This window comes from Cellulosilyticum sp. ST5 (genome assembly GCF_046529625.1).
GTDB classification, from domain to species: domain Bacteria; phylum Bacillota; class Clostridia; order Lachnospirales; family Cellulosilyticaceae; genus Cellulosilyticum; species Cellulosilyticum lentocellum.
Window position 1 is genome coordinate 373,832 of record NZ_CP132338.1, and the last position, 16,148, is coordinate 389,979.

Here is a 16,148-nt window from a genome sequence, read left to right on the forward strand (position 1 = left end):
TACAGCAATGTATGTCTTAAAATAGCAATTTAATAAAAGCCTTAGGGAAATTGCTGAGACTTTTACTAGCCAAGAAAGTAATCAACTGCAAAAACCTCTGGATCGGTAACATTCATTTTTTCGATATAAAACCTTGCTATTTTAGATTTGGCAAAATAAATATTACCAGTAAATTCATCTAATAGTATAGGATATGGACCAGTAAATACCCAATAACGAGAGACTTTACCTGTGCATTGAATGCCGTCAATATCGGTTTTTAGTCTGTCCAGAATTGAATTTGAGTAGTCAGTATTTTGATTATACGTTTTATTATTTAAAAAGTTATTATATGCCTCAAGGAGTTGAGTGTGTAATAATTGAGATACTTCTTCTTTAGTTAGCCTTTTTTGAGTAGAATTTTCATCAACAGTAATAAGTGGATTTTTTAATAAATAAAAGGGTGATGATTCCTTATAGGGTATATAGTTTAAAGTAATAGGAAAAGCTTTTTCAAGAAAACGTAAAGGAACATAAAGGCTTCCGTTAATTGTACATACTTTATCTTCAGATAGCGCTTCAACTCCATTGATAAGAAACTTTTCTTGATTAGGCTTAACGGTAATCTGTAAAGCATTTTTTTGAATAATGGCAGTTTGAGAAGAAGCATCCCAGCGTACATTCATTCCAAGTTCTTCGCTTACGATTCTAAGAGGAATAAAGGAACGGTTATTAATGATTTGAATATTAGCAGTAGGCACAAATGTTCCATTAACCATTAAGAAAGGATGAGCTTCTTTAAACTTTAAGGATATGGTTTCTTGATTAGGGAAGGTGAAAATATAAAGCCATTTTGAAGTAAGATCTGGACGCCCTTGATAATTTAGAAGACAATAAGCTTCTGGAGTAGCAGCTTCAGTTGACAGGGGAAGAGCGATGGTTAAAAATGATAGCATTAACATTAATAGTGATTTGATTTTTCTATGCATGACACACCTCATTAGAATAAGATAAATGTATTATAGCATAATTTTCCAACAATTTAATCAAGTTTAAAATGAAGCTTATGGTGTAATGAACGCAAAAAAAGTAACCATGTATCGTGACACATGGTTACTTTTTTTGCTTGGCTCCAGACTCTAGTGAAACCTTCATAGCTCCTTAGTAAGCCTGATTCAAGGCATAAAGTGGCTCCTCAGCACTCTTCTGGCAATAGAAAGAGGCCTACTAAGGGGAGGTATGAAAGTTCAACCAATGAGTGAGGAGCTCCTTAAAGTCTTAGCCGGTGCACCCTTGTGATAGGAAACTAAGGCCTTAAGACTCTGGTTAAAAAACTTTATTGGGTAGTGCAAGGTGTAAAAACGTTTTTGGCAACTTATAGATGGCGCCTCCCTGCCAGCGCACTAGTGAACATTTTCCTTAGAGCCAGAGGTACCTGTAACGACAGATTGAGACTTGGTCGACCCGGTCAGTTCCTCAAGTTGAAGCTGCGGTGATTATGCCGTGGGAAGTTGTTTGATTTGTTTTTACACTTATATATATGTGGGCTACCAGTGGACTCCCTAATAAAAATTTAAAAATTTTATGAGCAGTTGGTTTGGCATTTAACGTATTTTTTTATTTGTCGTCATATGTGATATACTAGACCTATATTAGACGTAAAAGGACGGAGTGAAATGGAAAATTTACGTGGTGTAGTAGAGCGCATTACTTATGCTAATGAGGACACTGGTTATAGTGTGATTAAGATTAGGTGTAAAGGCTATCATGAGCTTGTAACGGTAGTGGGGAGTATGGCTACTGTTAATGTAGGTGCGGTTATTACTATGAAGGGGTTTTGGTCGAGCAATCCTAAATATGGTAGGCAGTTCGAGGCTAAGGAATGGGAGGAGACTTTGCCTGCTAGTATTTATGGTATAGAGAAGTATTTAGGCAGTGGGCTTATTAAGGGAATTGGGCCTGTGTATGCTAAGAAGATTGTTAATTTATTTAAGGAGCAGACACTAGATATTATCGAAGAAGAACCTGATCGGATTATAGAGGTTCCTGGGATAGGTAAAAAACGTGTAGAGATGATTAAGAAAGCTTGGCAGGATCAAAAGGAGATTAAGAACATTATGATTTTCTTACAATCCTATGGTGTATCCACTTCTTTTGGAAGTCGTATTTATAAATACTATGGCAATGAGAGTATTGAGGTGGTTAAAGAAAATCCTTATCAGCTAGCAGATGATATTTATGGGATTGGTTTTAAAACAGCTGATGGGGTAGCAGCTAAGCTAGGGATAGAGAAGGATTCTTTTAAAAGATGCCGTGCAGGGCTTTTTTACACCCTGAGTCAACTCTCAGAGGAAGGACACTGTTTTGCTAGAACAGAGCAATTAGTGGCTAAATGTGTAGAGATACTAGAGGTAGAAGAAACAAAGGTGATAATGACTATCGACCATTTGATTAAAGAAAAGGAACTGATTAAAGAAGAACCAGATGCCATTTACTTACCACCTTTTTATTTTAGTGAAAGAGGGGTAGCGAAACGTTTAAAGGAGATTATGGCAGGTCATACGCTAAGGCAAGTGAAAAAGAGTGATGAGGTTATTGCTTTCTTAGAAAGAACAGAGCAGATGACTTATGATGATATTCAAAGAGAAGCCATTCATCTTGCAAGTAGGTCTAAGGTGATGCTATTAACAGGTGGTCCGGGAACAGGAAAGACAACCACTACTCACGGGATTATTAGTTTGTTTAAAGAGTCAGGGATGGAAGTGCTGTTGACTGCACCAACAGGAAGAGCGGCTAAAAGGATGAGTGAAGCCACTGGTATGGAGGCTAAGACCATTCACAGGCTATTAGAGTGTAAGCCACCTGAGGGGTATAAGAAAAATGAGGATCATCCATTAGTAGGTGATGTCCTTATTATAGATGAAGCTTCAATGATAGATATTATACTGATGTATAATTTATTAAAAGCCATTCCAGATCATATGATTCTTGTTATTGTTGGAGACATTGATCAGCTTCCTTCTGTAGGCGCAGGCAATGTGCTTCAAGATATGATAGCTTCTGGCGTTATCCCTACCATTAAGCTAGAACGTATTTTTAGACAAGCTATGGGAAGTAAAATTATTACCAATGCCCACAAGATTAATAAAGGAGAAAATCCGGATTTAAGAGGTGGAAAGGATAGTAATTTCTTCTTCATAGAGCAAGAAGAGAGTCAGGGGGTTATTGATACGATTGTCAAACTATGTACCAAAAGGCTGCCTCAGTATTATAAAGTGAATCCAATCAAAGACATTCAGATACTAACACCTATGCAGCGTTCTGAAACAGGTGCTGCTAACCTCAATACAGTACTGCAATCAGCACTTAATAAAAATACGCTTCATTTAAAACGAGGGGCTACTGAATATAGGCTCAATGACAAAGTGATGCAGATACGAAATAACTATGATAAGGAAGTCTTTAACGGAGATGTAGGCTTTATTTCAGACATTGATTTAGAGGAGCGTACGCTTAAAGTGACCTTTGATGAGCGGGAAATAGAGTATGAAGCATTAGAATTAGATGAACTTGTACTGGCTTATGCCACCACGATTCATAAGGCCCAGGGAAGTGAATATCCTATTGTAGTCATGCCTCTTACTTTTAGTCATTATGTGATGCTCCAGCGTAATCTAATTTATACAGGTATAACGAGAGCTAAAAAGGTAGTGGTGTTGGTAGGTAATCGTCAAGCGATTTATGTTGCTGTGAAAAATAATGAAGTAAAAAATAGAAATACTAAATTAGCTGAGAGACTACAAAGTGAATCCGTGATTTAGGAGCTTACTCATGTATAATGAACGATACATCAGGATATTCTCGTTCTAGGAGATGTCATTATTGATAAAATCCTAATAAAAAGCCAAATAATTGTATAAGAAAATAAATGGTTTCTTGAAAAAAACATAGCTATCATAAAGATATGAATTTATTAAGGGAGGTATTTAATGAATACATACGATGTTTATTTACATGGCATGATTTTAAAGACCAATAGTTTTTTACTTAAGGATAAGTATCCTATAGCAGATACTTATGGTGAGATTAGAGAAAAGTATGAGCTACCTGGAGGTGAAACAGGGACTTGTGCTACTGTACTTAATAGCTTAGGGTGCACGGTAAAAATGGACGGTAATTATATGGGGGCTAAGACCTACCCTTTGATTAAGTCGTTTTATCAGGATAAAAAGGTGGATATAAGCGCTTTGACAGTAGAAGAGGGCTATGATGGACTTGAGGATTATGTCATTATTGACCAAGCGACAAGGACACCTTTTGGGATGTTTCAGGGATTTTATGGTGATACGGTAGAGCGGTGGAATCAGCCTAATAGGGAAGATATTAAAGCAGCTGCAGTTGTGGGACTTGATCCTTTCTTTAGAATAGCCTCAGAGGAAGTGGCAGCTTATTGTATTGAAGAGGGGAAAAAGTATGTGACGATCGATTGCCCTTATGATAGTTTTTTACATCAGAATGCTAGTATTACTATTTTATCAGGAGAGTTCTTTGGCTATACTTATCTAGATGAGGATAAAGAAGAGCTATTTGAACGTTATGTGGAAAATAGTGAGGGCTTAGTGATTTTCACAAGAGGTTCAAAGCCACTATGGTATGGTAGAAAGGCAACAGGAAGATTGAGTCTTGAGCCTTATCAAGTAGAAGTTAAAAGTACTTTAGGCGCAGGAGATACCTTTAAAGCTGCTTGTATCTATGCCTTATTAAAGGACATGTCAGATTTAGAAACGGTCAAATTTGCTAGTGCTACAGCAGCAGTAGCTTGCACTAGATTTCCACTACCTCTTAATCCACCGCAGTTAGAGGAAGTTATAGCGTTAATGAATAGCTAATATAGAGTAGAAAACCATTCTTTCCATTGGAGTAGGATGGTTTTCTTTTTTTTGATTGATAACAGTAAATAATGGAGCAAATTGATACAAACAACATACTCATTATGATAAAGATTGATTATTTAGAAAAAACATACTATTATATAAAATATATTTTGTTAAGGGGGAGTTTTATGTTTAAGGTAATTGGGGGTGTAGTCTGGGTATTAGGAACTCTAGGGAATCTGCTAGTTATAGTGGATAGCTATGATAGTGAAGGGAGTGTATCTTTACTAGGCGTAGTTATAAGTTTGGTGAGCGTTTTTTTATATGGGCTTTTGTTTTGGACTATAGGTGTTATTTTTGACGAGTTAAATAAAATGAGAAACTTAATCTTTGATTTAATGTATGGTATGAAAAAAGAAATAATAGATTCTTTAACAAAGGGAAGTAATAAAGACCAAGCTCAATCCACAGAAACACATATGGTGCCTATAGATAACGGTGTTTGGGCTTGTTCTAGCTGTGGCACTGTTAATACAAGTAGCACTATAACTTGTAAGGGTTGTGGACAATATAGATAGTAGTAGGTAGAACAAGGATGATCACAATCTATATGGCTGAATGATATTGAATTAGGGGGAATTTGATGTTTAAAGTAATAGGAGTTATTGTATGGATATTAGGAGGAGTAGCTAATTTATATCTGCTAACAAATTACTTTGGAAGTGGTTCTTTTCTTATATTAGTTATTGGTTCAATAGTTGCTTTTTTAGCCGGGCTTATTTTTTGGACTTTAGGAGTTCTCTTTAGAGAAATGAAAAGTAATAGGCAACTCATATATGAACTGAAAAAGGAAATAACAATAGCATTGGCGAAAGGTAGCAATAAACCATACCTTCAATCTGATGATTTTCGTATGATACCTATAAATAGTAGTGTGTGGCTATGTCGTTGTTGTGGAGCTGTTAATACAAGTAGCCTTATCACTTGTAAAATTTGTGGAAAATATAAATAGAAGTATTTTTGAGCTTATTCAGTGAGTCTACACTATACATTCTGAATAAGCTTTTGTTATTGAGGCTTAAATTGTAAATTGTCTGCATGAGTAACCGTTTTATTTACCGATATATATTTATATCTAGTGACTTAACAACGCAATCATCTAAAGTAGTCCTATATCGTACTAAGCAGTTGTCATTATAGAATAAATATAAGCTAACCATAGGATTTTATTCATTTTAGGTTTATAATAAAAGTAATAAAAATAGTTTAAACCCTAAGGTTAAAGGAAGGAGGAGAGATGCCAGTATGTTTGATTTTATGAAGAAAAAACGCCGCATTGTACTAAATGAGCAGCCTGAAGAAGAAGTGAAAGTTACCAATAGCAATGTTAATCTAAAGAAAGAGTACGTAAGTGATATTTTAAAAAGTAGGAAACTACCTATCGTACTTTTAGACCCTCTATGGCATACCATGAGAGATAGTATTCAAAGTGATATTATTAAGGCTCAGGAAAAAAACTTAAAGGAGCTTTTAAAGGAACAAGGTCGTTTAAACAATGACTATAAGGAATACAGCACTGTGAAACAAAATTTTTTAAAGGAAATTTTAAATTTAAGTGGCGAAGTACAAGTTGATGGGAATAGTGAATCTATTGAAGCACTTAATAAGCTCCATCAAAGTACGGTAGGTGTCAATCAAAAACTAGAGGATATTGAAAAGCGTATAAGCGAAGTGGAAGTGGAGATTGAAAGTGCTAACCGTGAGATTATAGAAGAAATGATTGCGGTAGGGTACGAGTATATTGATGTTTGCAAGGAAAAGGAAATACGCTTAGAAAGAGAGATTACACAGCTCAGAGAGCAAATGCTTTTGAAAACAGCAGAAAAGAAAAAGTGTGAAAAGCTCTTAAAAGATGTGTATAACTACCTTCATAGCATTGTAGGAAGAGAACAAATAGAAGTCATTGACAGAGGCTTAGGAGATAAAAAATAAGATGATTATAGGTATTGGAACGGATATCATAGAGATTCAAAGAATTGAAAAAGTCATTAGTAAGACACCACGTTTTTATAAAACGGTTTATACAGAAGAAGAACGTGCATACTATGAAGCAGGACATAAAAAAGTAGAGAGCCTAGCAGGGGCTTTTGCAGCCAAAGAAGCGGTTAGTAAAGCTTTAGGGACAGGTTTTAGAGATTTCTCACCTTGTGACATAGAGGTGAGGAGAAATGCCCTTGGTAAACCAGAAGTTCATTTACTCGGCGGAGCCAAACAAGTAGCAGATGAACTAGGGGTAGGGCGAATTCATTTAACGATTTCTCACTGTCAGAGCTATTCAGTAGCTTACGTGGTAATAGAGGGAGTGGAGGAAAAATGAAGTTAATGACACCTTCAGCCATGCATGCTTTAGATGAAGCAGCGATTAAAGAATATGGCATTCCAGGCATTTTATTAATGGAGCATGCGGCTTATCATTTATTTAAGCATTTGCAAGGTAGAGATAAGGCAGAATCTGTTGTTATTGTATGCGGACCTGGTAATAATGGAGGGGATGGTTTAGCTTTAGCGAGACAATTACAAACCTGGGGGCAGAGCAAGGTAAAGGTGTTACTTTTAGCCCCTAGAGAGAAACTAAGTGAAGATGGAAAAACCTATTTTGATATTTGCCAAAAATTACAGGTGGACATGATGCAGGTAGATAAGCAAAATAGAGATACGGCTTTTAAAAGTTTAGAAGCCGCCAAGGTGATTGTAGATGCTTTATTTGGAACGGGTTTAACAAGGCCTGTAGAAGGTTTATACGCTGAAATGATTGACCATATGAATCAAAGTACAGCTTATAAATTAAGTGTAGATATTCCTTCAGGTCTAGATGGCAATACCGGAAAAGTACAAGGCATAGGTGTGATGGCAGATTATACTATTACCTTTGTACTTCCTAAAAAGGGACTGTATCAGTATCCAGCACCGCTATATACAGGAGTGGTAGAGGTAGTGGATATTGGCATGCCTAAAGCGTTGGTAGAAGCAGCCCAAACAGATACCTTTTCTATAGAAGAAGAGGAGATGAAGGTGCTTTTACCAAGAAGAGCTATGCGTAGCAATAAAGGAAGCTTTGGAAAGGTATTAGTCATCGGTGGGAGTCAGGGGATGTCAGGAGCCCCAGCTCTAACCAGTATGGCCGCCTATAAGGTGGGTAGTGGTACTGTTACTGCTACCGTACCTTATGCTATATTAGAAATAATGGAACAGAAGTTAACAGAGGTAATTCATTGTGGTTTACCAGATGAAGATGGTTTTTTCAGTAAAGAAGCTGGAAAAATAGTAGGAGCCATGCTAGATCGCTATGATGTGATTGCTATAGGTCCTGGTCTTGGTAGAAACAGAAATGTATTGCCAGTGCTCATAGATGTTCTTATAAGTGATAAGCCCTGCGTCATAGATGCAGATGCACTTTATTTCATTCCAGAACTTACAGAGCTACTCCGTATTCGAAAAGCACCAACGATCATAACCCCTCATCCTGGTGAAATGGCAAGACTCACAGGACTTACGATAGCAGAAATACTAGAACAACCTTTAGAGATTGCCAAAAAAGTGGCACAGGATTTACGGGTGATAACAGTATTAAAGCTAGAAAGAACAGTGATAGCAGACCCTAATGGTGACATATATATAAACAGATATGGTAATTCAGGCTTAGCCAAAGGTGGAAGTGGTGATGTTTTAACGGGCATCATTACAGGACTATTAGCTCAAAGTTTAAAGGCAGGTTTGCCTGCAATGGCTGCAGCCAAGTTAGGTTGTTTCTTGCATGCTAAGGCAGGTGATGAAGCAGCTAAAGATTTGACTGAATATAGCTTCTTGCCAAGCGACACCATTCATTATTTAAGTCAAGTATTGAAGGCGCTTATTTAAGTATTAGGGTAAAGCATATAGGGGGGAATTGTATGCGTGCAAAAGATATTATGAATAGACCGGTTGTTTTTGTAAGAAATGAAGAATTGTTAGAAGATATTATTAACATTTTAATGCAACATCAAATTAGTGGCGTACCTGTTGTTGATGAGAACAACCAATTAGTAGGGGTTGTGAGTGAAAAAGATTTAATGACAAAGGAAAAAGGTTTAAATATTTCATCATATATAGCGTTTATGACGAGTATATTAGGTATAGATGGGAAAAAGCAGTTGGGAGAAAGTAGAGCAATACTACAAACCACAACTGCCAAAGAAGTGATGTCCACTCCTGCCTTTGCCGTACATGAGGAAGCTACTATTGAAGAGGTTGTATCACTTATGATGAACAGACATATTAATCGCATACCTGTTATTGATGAAAATAACAAGCTTGTAGGTATTATAGGTAGAACAGACTTACTTCCCTTATTGTTAAACCGTTAGGGGGATAGTATGAATAAAGTACAAAGGTTTGCTGTATTAAGCTTTTTACTTATGATGACATTAGCTTTATCAGGTTGTTTAAACAACCAAGGTGCTTCTAGTGTTAAAGATTTCTTTGATGATTTCAAGGGTTATGAAGCACAGGTAAAGGTAAGTTTATTGAAGGATTCAAAACCTAATGTACTAAGGATGAAACAAAAAGCCGATTTAAAAGGCAATTATGAATATATCTTAGAAGAACCAACTCATTTAAAGGGCTTATGTGTCACCTATGATGGAAGGCGCATTACCCAGTACCACCCAGCTACAGGTCAAACAGTTGAGTGTGAACCTAGTCAGGCTCGCCAAGAAATGCTTTTAACCAGTTTTGTAGAACGCTATCAATCCTCTAAAGAGGTGAAGAAAGATGTGGTTAAGCAAGATGGTAAAACTTTAGTGACAATTGAAATGCCTATAGAAGGTGGGTTCAAGTATATGGCTAAAGAAAAGCTTTATTTAGATGAGGAGAAACTGTTACCTATTCAAATGATTATATATGATGAAACAGGCAATATTACCTTACAGGTTGACTACGAAAGTTTCAAATACAATGATTAGATAAGAATGAGAACGTTAAGTTTCTCAGGGAGGTAAATATGGAATCTCTTAGACCACGTGTTGTTGCAGAAGTTAATTTAGGTGCAATAGAACATAATTATAAACAAATTCGTCAGCATATACCGAATCATACAGAAATGATGGCTATTGTCAAAGCAGATGGGTATGGTCATGGTGCAAAGGAAGTAGCAAACTTTCTACAAGAGCAAGGTGTCAATCGTTTTGCAGTTGCTATTGTAGCAGAAGGTGAGGAACTAAGAAGTAGTGGTATCACATCACCTATTTTAGTTTTAGGCTATACACCACGAGCAGATATTAAAGCGCTTATAGAAAATGATTTAACCCAAACTGTTTTTTCTTATGAAATGGCAAAAACCATATCTGACGAAGCAGGCCGCCTTGGTAAGACCGTCAATATTCATTTAAAGGTAGATACAGGGATGGGGCGCATTGGTTTTTTATCGTCACCTAAAAGTATAGAAGAGATTTTAATGATTACAAAACTTCCTCATATTAATTTAGAAGGTATTTTTACACACTTTTCTACAGCGGATGAAGAAGATACAAGTTATACAAAAGAACAATGGAGTATATTTGAAGGCTTTTTAAAAGAATTAAGTGAAGTAGGGCTTGAACTTCCTATTATTCATGCAGCTAATAGCGCAGCCATTATGTGTCATGAGTATACGCATTTAAACTTAGTAAGACCTGGTATTATTCTTTATGGATACTATCCTTCACCTTATTTAGAAGGGAAAGTACTAGACCTTGAGCCAGCCATGACACTTAAAACTCAAGTTGTTCATGTGAAAGAGCTGCCAGAAGGTCAGTACGTCGGCTATGGTAGAAAATTTTACACCCATCAGAAAACTAAAATTGCTACGATTCCAGTCGGTTATGCAGATGGTTATTCAAGAAATTTAGGTAATAAGGGCAGAGTTCTCATAAGAGGACAGTATGCGCCTATAATAGGAAATATTTGTATGGACCAATTCATGGTCGATGTAACTCATATCAAAGGTATATCCGTAGAAGATGAGGTTGTACTCTTTGGTAAACAACAAGATGCAGTCATTCCAGTTGAAGAAATTGCTCAAAGCTTAGGCACCATTAATTACGAGATTGTATGTATGATTGGTAAAAGAGTTCCACGTATTTATATAAAACCTTAAAAATTTGAATAACATCGTATAAATTTATGAAAAATCGGCAACAATGAAAATAGCTAGTTAGGAGTAAATCACGATGTTAGTAGGGAGTGATTTGCGAATGGCAAAGTCTAGAAGTGATTTTCAGTTGACCAAAGAAGATAGAGAAACAATCCCTGAAATCAAAAAAGAAATAAATACGATGAAAAAAGGCTATAAGGAGATGGCAGCGATTAATTTAGCGCTCTCAAACCTCTATTTTGAAATAGAAAGTGAGGCGGAGTCTTATTATGATCGCATAGCGGAGTGTGAGTAAAGTGCAAGTAAAACGTGGAGATATTTTTTATGCGGACTTAAGTCCAGTTATTGGTTCAGAACAAGGGGGTATTCGCCCCGTATTAGTAGTACAAAATGATGTTGGTAACAAATTTAGCCCTACAGTGATCTGTGCGGCAATCACTTCAAAGATTAACAAAGCAAAGCTACCTACACATGTAGAGATTGATGCAGCAGAATACGAGCTTGTTAAGAATTCTGTTATACTCCTCGAGCAAATCAGAACGATTGATAAGAGACGACTAAAGGAAAAAATCTGTCATTTAGACGATAGGCTTATGGCACAAGTAGACAAAGGGATTATGATTAGTTTTGCATTACAATAAAATACATAAAAAATGTATCTGGAGACTTTGTTTAAGTCTCCTTTTTGTTGCTTTTTTGCATAAAAGGATAGAGAAATAGTTAAAAGATAGGATTCTACGTCGATCGTTGAGCTATTCGAGGTGGGTTGTTTTTTAAGTAGCTAAGAAGTTTTAGTAGGGAGTGAACTTTCTGTGTTATTAATTGCCTACTAATGAGGTGCTATAAGTATTGTAAGGATATAATTCAGGAAATTGACTTTGACACTTGAATAAGATATGGTAGAATAAAGGTTAACATTAGGGGAAAACTAGAATTTGCATAGGACGACTTAAAGGAGATTTACATGGAATTAACAAAGGTTTACATACAGCTTGGCATTTTATTTATACTCATGTTAACGGGCTATCTATTGGGTAAACTTAAATTTTTTACAGCAGAAAATAATGCAACCTTTTCAAAATTTATTGTTAATGTAGCATTACCAGCAGTTATTATTTCTGGAATGAATATGCCACTGACAAAAGAAAATATGAATAGAGCACTCACAATATTTGGATTATCATTTATTGTCTATGCGCTGACCTTTATAATCGCTTGGTTCATACCTAAAGGGCTTACAAAGAACAATCAGCAAAGAGGGGTTTTAAGCTTTATGCTCATGTTTTCTAACTGCGCTTTTATGGGATATCCAGTACTTGGGGCCTTACTTGGGCAAGAAGCCATTTTTTATGTAGCTATTTACAATATTTGTTTTAATATTTTAGTTTATACTTTAGGTATTAAATTACTTGAAACAGGCAACAATCAAAGCAAAAGTTTTGATTATAAGCTTCTCATTAATCCAGGGATTATAGCAAGTTTAATAGGCCTTGTATTATTTGTGTCAGGTATAGAGCTGCCAGCATTTATAAGTGGAAGTATTGATGCTATAGGCAGTATTTGCACACCCCTTTCTATGATTGTTATAGGAAGCATGTTAAGTCTTTTGTCACTGAAGAAAATGTTTGGGGAAACAAAGATATATATTTTGGCAATTGTGAGACTTTTTTTACTTCCTTTCATTATTTTTACATTATTAAAGTATATACTAAGGATAGAGGATTCATGGCTTATTATGATTCCTGTTATAGTAGCAGGTATGCCTGTGGCTAGTAACGCAGCAATGATGGCAGAAGCTTATGAAAGTGATGCGGAGCTAGCTTCTCAGGGGGTTTTAATTACGACCTTGCTTAGTTGCATTTCTATACCGCTACTTATATACTTTATTTAGCTATTATGAAGAGATAAACATGCATATACTAGAATGAGGACATTCAGCCGAAATAAAAAATAAAAATAAAAATGGGAGGGCTTTAAAATGTCAGATGTATTCAGTAAATTAGGGGATAGTTTAAAATCAACACTTAAGGTAGCCACAGAACAAACACAAAAATCAGTAGATCAAGTAGCTTGCAGAACTGACTTAATGAATAAAAGAAATGAATTAAAAAGATTATTTACATCACTAGGTGAAGCACAATACAAATGCTATGTGGAACAAGTTGAATGTGAAGAAAGAGATGCACTTTATGCTAAAATTGATGCACTTAAACTACAAATCACAGAAATTGAACAGCGTTTAGGTGAAATTGTAACAACACAAAAGAGCAGCCTAGACTCTTATAAGAGAGAAGTTAAGTCAACTTGGAATGAACCAGAAACACAAGAGAAAAAAGCAGATCTTGAAGAAGATGGTATTGAGATTTTAAAGGTTTGCCCAGTATGTAATACAGGCAATCATGAATATGCAGCTTATTGTATTAAATGCGGTAACAAATTTGAATAAGCAAATAAAATGCAGCATGAGTACCTGAGACAAAGGAGATGAACAACATGGAAATTAAGTTTACACCACAGGCCCAAATGGCCATTGAATATGCTGAACAAGTTATGACAGATTTTAGACACGGTTATTTAGGAACTGAACATCTGCTTGTGGGGCTTATTCATGCCAAAAACTCTGTTGCCCAAAAGGCTCTTGAAGCATGTGGAATTACAGAAGAAGACATTTTAGATAAAATTAAAGATATTATTGGTATGGGAGGAAGTCCACTGGTAGCAACCAGGGACTTCACCCCACGTGTTAAACGTATATTTGAAATGAGTACCCAACTTGCAAAACAACTAGGCAGTGAGAGTATTGGAACAGAGTATCTTTTAATTTCAGTATTAAAGGAAAAGAATTGTATAGCAGTTAAATTATTAGAAACATTAGGCATTAATATAAGCAAACTTTTATCTGTTTTAATGGAGATGTTAACAGGTAGCACTCAAAAAACAGAAGCTAGCTTTAGTACGACTAAGGCTGGTGAACCAGTAACTAAGTCTACAACACCTACTTTAGATAAATATAGTAGAGATTTAACAACTTTCGCTAGAGAGGGTAAGTTTGACCCTATTGTGGGACGTGAAAAAGAGATTGATCGTGTGATTCAAATTCTTTCTAGAAGAACCAAAAACAATCCTTGCTTAGTAGGTGAGCCAGGAGTAGGTAAAACTGCCGTAGTAGAAGGCTTAGCACAAAAAATAGCATCAGAAGAAATCCCGGATTTATTAAAAGGTAAACGTGTGGTTTCTTTAGATCTTTCTTCTATGATTTCCGGTACTAAATACCGTGGTGAATTTGAAGAGCGTATTAATAAAGTGATTGAAGAAGTAAGGTTAGCAGGAGATGTTATCTTATTTATTGATGAACTTCATACTATTATTGGAGCAGGTGCAGCAGAAGGTGCCATGGATGCCTCTAATATCTTGAAACCTTCTTTAGCAAGAGGAGAGGTGCAGCTTGTAGGTGCTACGACTTTAGATGAGTACCGCAAACATATTGAAAAAGATGCAGCCCTTGAGAGACGTTTCCAACCTGTACAGGTTGAGGAACCTAGTGAAGAAGAGACCTTAGAAATCTTAAGAGGTATTAAAGATAAATACGAAGTGCATCATCAAGTTCAAATTACAGATGATGCCATTAAAGCAGCTGTTAAGTTGTCTGCTCGCTATATAGCAGACCGCTACTTACCAGATAAAGCCATTGACTTATTAGATGAAGCGGCTTCTAAAGTAAGATTACGAGCTTTTACAGCGCCTACTAATATTAAAGAATTAGAGGAACAGCTGAGTAGTCTAGGTGAACAAAAAGAAATAGCTATTATGAATGAAGAATACGAAAAAGCGAGTGAAATTAAACGTAAGGAAAATGAGATCAAAGAAAAAATCGCTAATGCGAAGGTTGAGTGGGATGCTAAGCATACGAAAAACAACCAAGTGGTTGGCGAAGAAGAAATAGCAGATATCGTAAGTAGCTGGACCAATATTCCAGTTAAACGTTTAGCAGAAGAAGAAACGGAAAGGTTAAAGCAAATGGAGAAAATCCTTCATGAACGCGTAGTTGGTCAAGAGGAAGCCATTGTTGCCGTTTCAAAAGCTGTTAGAAGAGGTCGTGTTGGTTTAAAAGATCCAAACAGACCTATTGGTTCCTTTATGTTCTTAGGACCTACGGGTGTAGGTAAGACAGAGTTAACTAAAGCATTGGCAGAAGCTATGTTTGGAGACGAAAATGCCATGGTACGTGTAGATATGTCTGAGTACATGGAAAAGCATACGGTTTCTAAGATGATTGGTTCACCTCCAGGCTATGTAGGTTACGAAGAAGGTGGCCAATTAACAGAGAAAGTAAGACGTAAACCATACTGCGTTGTTTTATTTGATGAGATTGAAAAGGCCCATGGTGATGTATTTAATATTCTACTTCAGATTTTAGATGATGGACATATTACCGATTCTAGAGGTAGACGTATTAACTTTAAAAATACAATTATTATCATGACTTCAAATATTGGGGCAAGAAGTATTATTTCACCTAAAAAGGTAGGTTTTATCTCAACTGAGGATGCAGAAAAGTCCTATGAAGATATGAAGAAAAACGTAATGGAAGAAGTGAAGAGAACCTTTAAACCAGAGTTTTTAAATCGTATTGATGAGACACTTGTATTCCATCCATTAAGTACAAAAGAAATTAGAGAGATTGCTGATATTATGATTAAGAGATTAATCACACGTATCAGTAAAAACGTAGGAATAGAAATTCAATTAACCGAAGAAGCCTTAGATTTCTTAGGTAAAAAAGGGTATAATCAAGCCTATGGTGCTAGGCCACTTAGAAGAACGATTCAGACCTATATTGAAGATAAGCTTTCAGATGAAATTTTATCAGGAAACTTCAAAGAGGGAGATGTTGTTTCGGTAACTGTAGATGGTGAAGTATGCGTATTTACTAAACAAGATCAGCTTGCAAAGGTAAAGTAAATAAGTCTTGAAATACTAAAATCAAGTGAATAAATTTAAAGATATTAAAATCAAGTAACTACACTTAAAAATACTAGAATCAAGTGATTAAGCTTAAATACACTAAAAATAGGTAAATAAATTTTAGAAACAATGAAATCAAATAAATAGGTTTTATAAGTGCT

Annotated in this window: 16 protein-coding genes; 15 read left to right on the plus strand and 1 reads right to left on the minus strand. The window is 35.9% G+C overall.

Annotated elements, in window-relative coordinates; all coding sequences use genetic code 11:
- Window positions 1-65 precede the first annotated feature (65 nt).
- Window positions 66-968, minus strand: a complete 903-nt coding sequence (locus QTL86_RS01725; RefSeq protein WP_410496312.1) for a copper amine oxidase N-terminal domain-containing protein — start codon at window positions 966-968, stop codon at window positions 66-68.
- A 687-nt stretch (window positions 969-1,655) separates the two neighbouring features.
- Here QTL86_RS01725 and QTL86_RS01730 point away from each other — a divergent pair.
- The 15 genes from QTL86_RS01730 (at window position 1,656) to QTL86_RS01800 (ending at window position 15,984) form a co-directional block, all read left to right on the plus strand.
- Complete coding sequence (locus QTL86_RS01730; protein ID WP_013658001.1) at window positions 1,656-3,800, plus strand: ATP-dependent RecD-like DNA helicase; 2,145 nt, start codon at window positions 1,656-1,658, stop codon at window positions 3,798-3,800.
- Window positions 3,801-3,968: 168 nt separating this feature from the next.
- A complete protein-coding gene (locus QTL86_RS01735; protein WP_410496313.1) occupies window positions 3,969-4,868 on the plus strand; it encodes a carbohydrate kinase family protein in 900 nt (299 codons plus the stop codon).
- A gap of 173 nt (window positions 4,869-5,041) precedes the next feature.
- A complete protein-coding gene (locus QTL86_RS01740) occupies window positions 5,042-5,431 on the plus strand; it encodes a hypothetical protein (RefSeq protein WP_410496314.1) in 390 nt (129 codons plus the stop codon).
- 65 nt (window positions 5,432-5,496) lie between these two features.
- Entirely contained in the window at window positions 5,497-5,865 is a 369-nt protein-coding gene (locus QTL86_RS01745; protein WP_410496315.1) for a hypothetical protein, read from the plus strand.
- Window positions 5,866-6,158: 293 nt separating this feature from the next.
- On the plus strand, window positions 6,159-6,845 hold the full coding sequence (locus QTL86_RS01750; RefSeq protein WP_013657999.1) for a hypothetical protein: 687 nt from the start codon (window positions 6,159-6,161) through the stop codon (window positions 6,843-6,845).
- 1 nt (window position 6,846) lies between these two features.
- Window positions 6,847-7,230: a holo-ACP synthase gene (gene acpS / locus QTL86_RS01755; protein ID WP_013657998.1), complete on the plus strand. Its 384-nt coding sequence runs from the start codon at window positions 6,847-6,849 to the stop codon at window positions 7,228-7,230.
- Complete coding sequence (locus QTL86_RS01760) at window positions 7,227-8,771, plus strand: NAD(P)H-hydrate dehydratase (protein ID WP_410496316.1); 1,545 nt, start codon at window positions 7,227-7,229, stop codon at window positions 8,769-8,771. The genes acpS and QTL86_RS01760 overlap by 4 nt, the downstream gene beginning before the upstream one ends.
- Window positions 8,772-8,803: 32 nt before the next feature.
- Entirely contained in the window at window positions 8,804-9,256 is a 453-nt protein-coding gene (locus tag QTL86_RS01765) for a CBS domain-containing protein (RefSeq protein ID WP_410496317.1), read from the plus strand.
- Between the two features lie 9 nt (window positions 9,257-9,265).
- Window positions 9,266-9,853 (plus strand): LolA family protein, encoded by a 588-nt coding sequence (locus QTL86_RS01770; protein ID WP_013657995.1) that lies wholly within the window; start codon window positions 9,266-9,268, stop codon window positions 9,851-9,853.
- 38 nt (window positions 9,854-9,891) lie between these two features.
- Window positions 9,892-11,025: an alanine racemase gene (alr, locus tag QTL86_RS01775; protein WP_410496318.1), complete on the plus strand. Its 1,134-nt coding sequence runs from the start codon at window positions 9,892-9,894 to the stop codon at window positions 11,023-11,025.
- A gap of 73 nt (window positions 11,026-11,098) precedes the next feature.
- Window positions 11,099-11,317 (plus strand): hypothetical protein, encoded by a 219-nt coding sequence (locus QTL86_RS01780; RefSeq protein ID WP_127067355.1) that lies wholly within the window; start codon window positions 11,099-11,101, stop codon window positions 11,315-11,317.
- Window position 11,318: 1 nt separating this feature from the next.
- The gene (locus tag QTL86_RS01785; RefSeq protein ID WP_013657992.1) at window positions 11,319-11,663 is read left to right on the plus strand and encodes a type II toxin-antitoxin system PemK/MazF family toxin; all 345 of its coding nucleotides are present in this window, start codon (window positions 11,319-11,321) and stop codon (window positions 11,661-11,663) included.
- A gap of 323 nt (window positions 11,664-11,986) precedes the next feature.
- Window positions 11,987-12,913, plus strand: coding sequence for an AEC family transporter (locus QTL86_RS01790; RefSeq protein WP_013657991.1), 927 nt, complete (start codon window positions 11,987-11,989; stop codon window positions 12,911-12,913).
- 87 nt (window positions 12,914-13,000) lie between these two features.
- The gene (locus QTL86_RS01795; protein ID WP_013657990.1) at window positions 13,001-13,468 is read left to right on the plus strand and encodes a hypothetical protein; all 468 of its coding nucleotides are present in this window, start codon (window positions 13,001-13,003) and stop codon (window positions 13,466-13,468) included.
- Between the two features lie 47 nt (window positions 13,469-13,515).
- A complete protein-coding gene (locus QTL86_RS01800; RefSeq protein WP_127067354.1) occupies window positions 13,516-15,984 on the plus strand; it encodes an ATP-dependent Clp protease ATP-binding subunit in 2,469 nt (822 codons plus the stop codon).
- The last annotated feature ends 164 nt before the right edge of the window (window positions 15,985-16,148 follow it).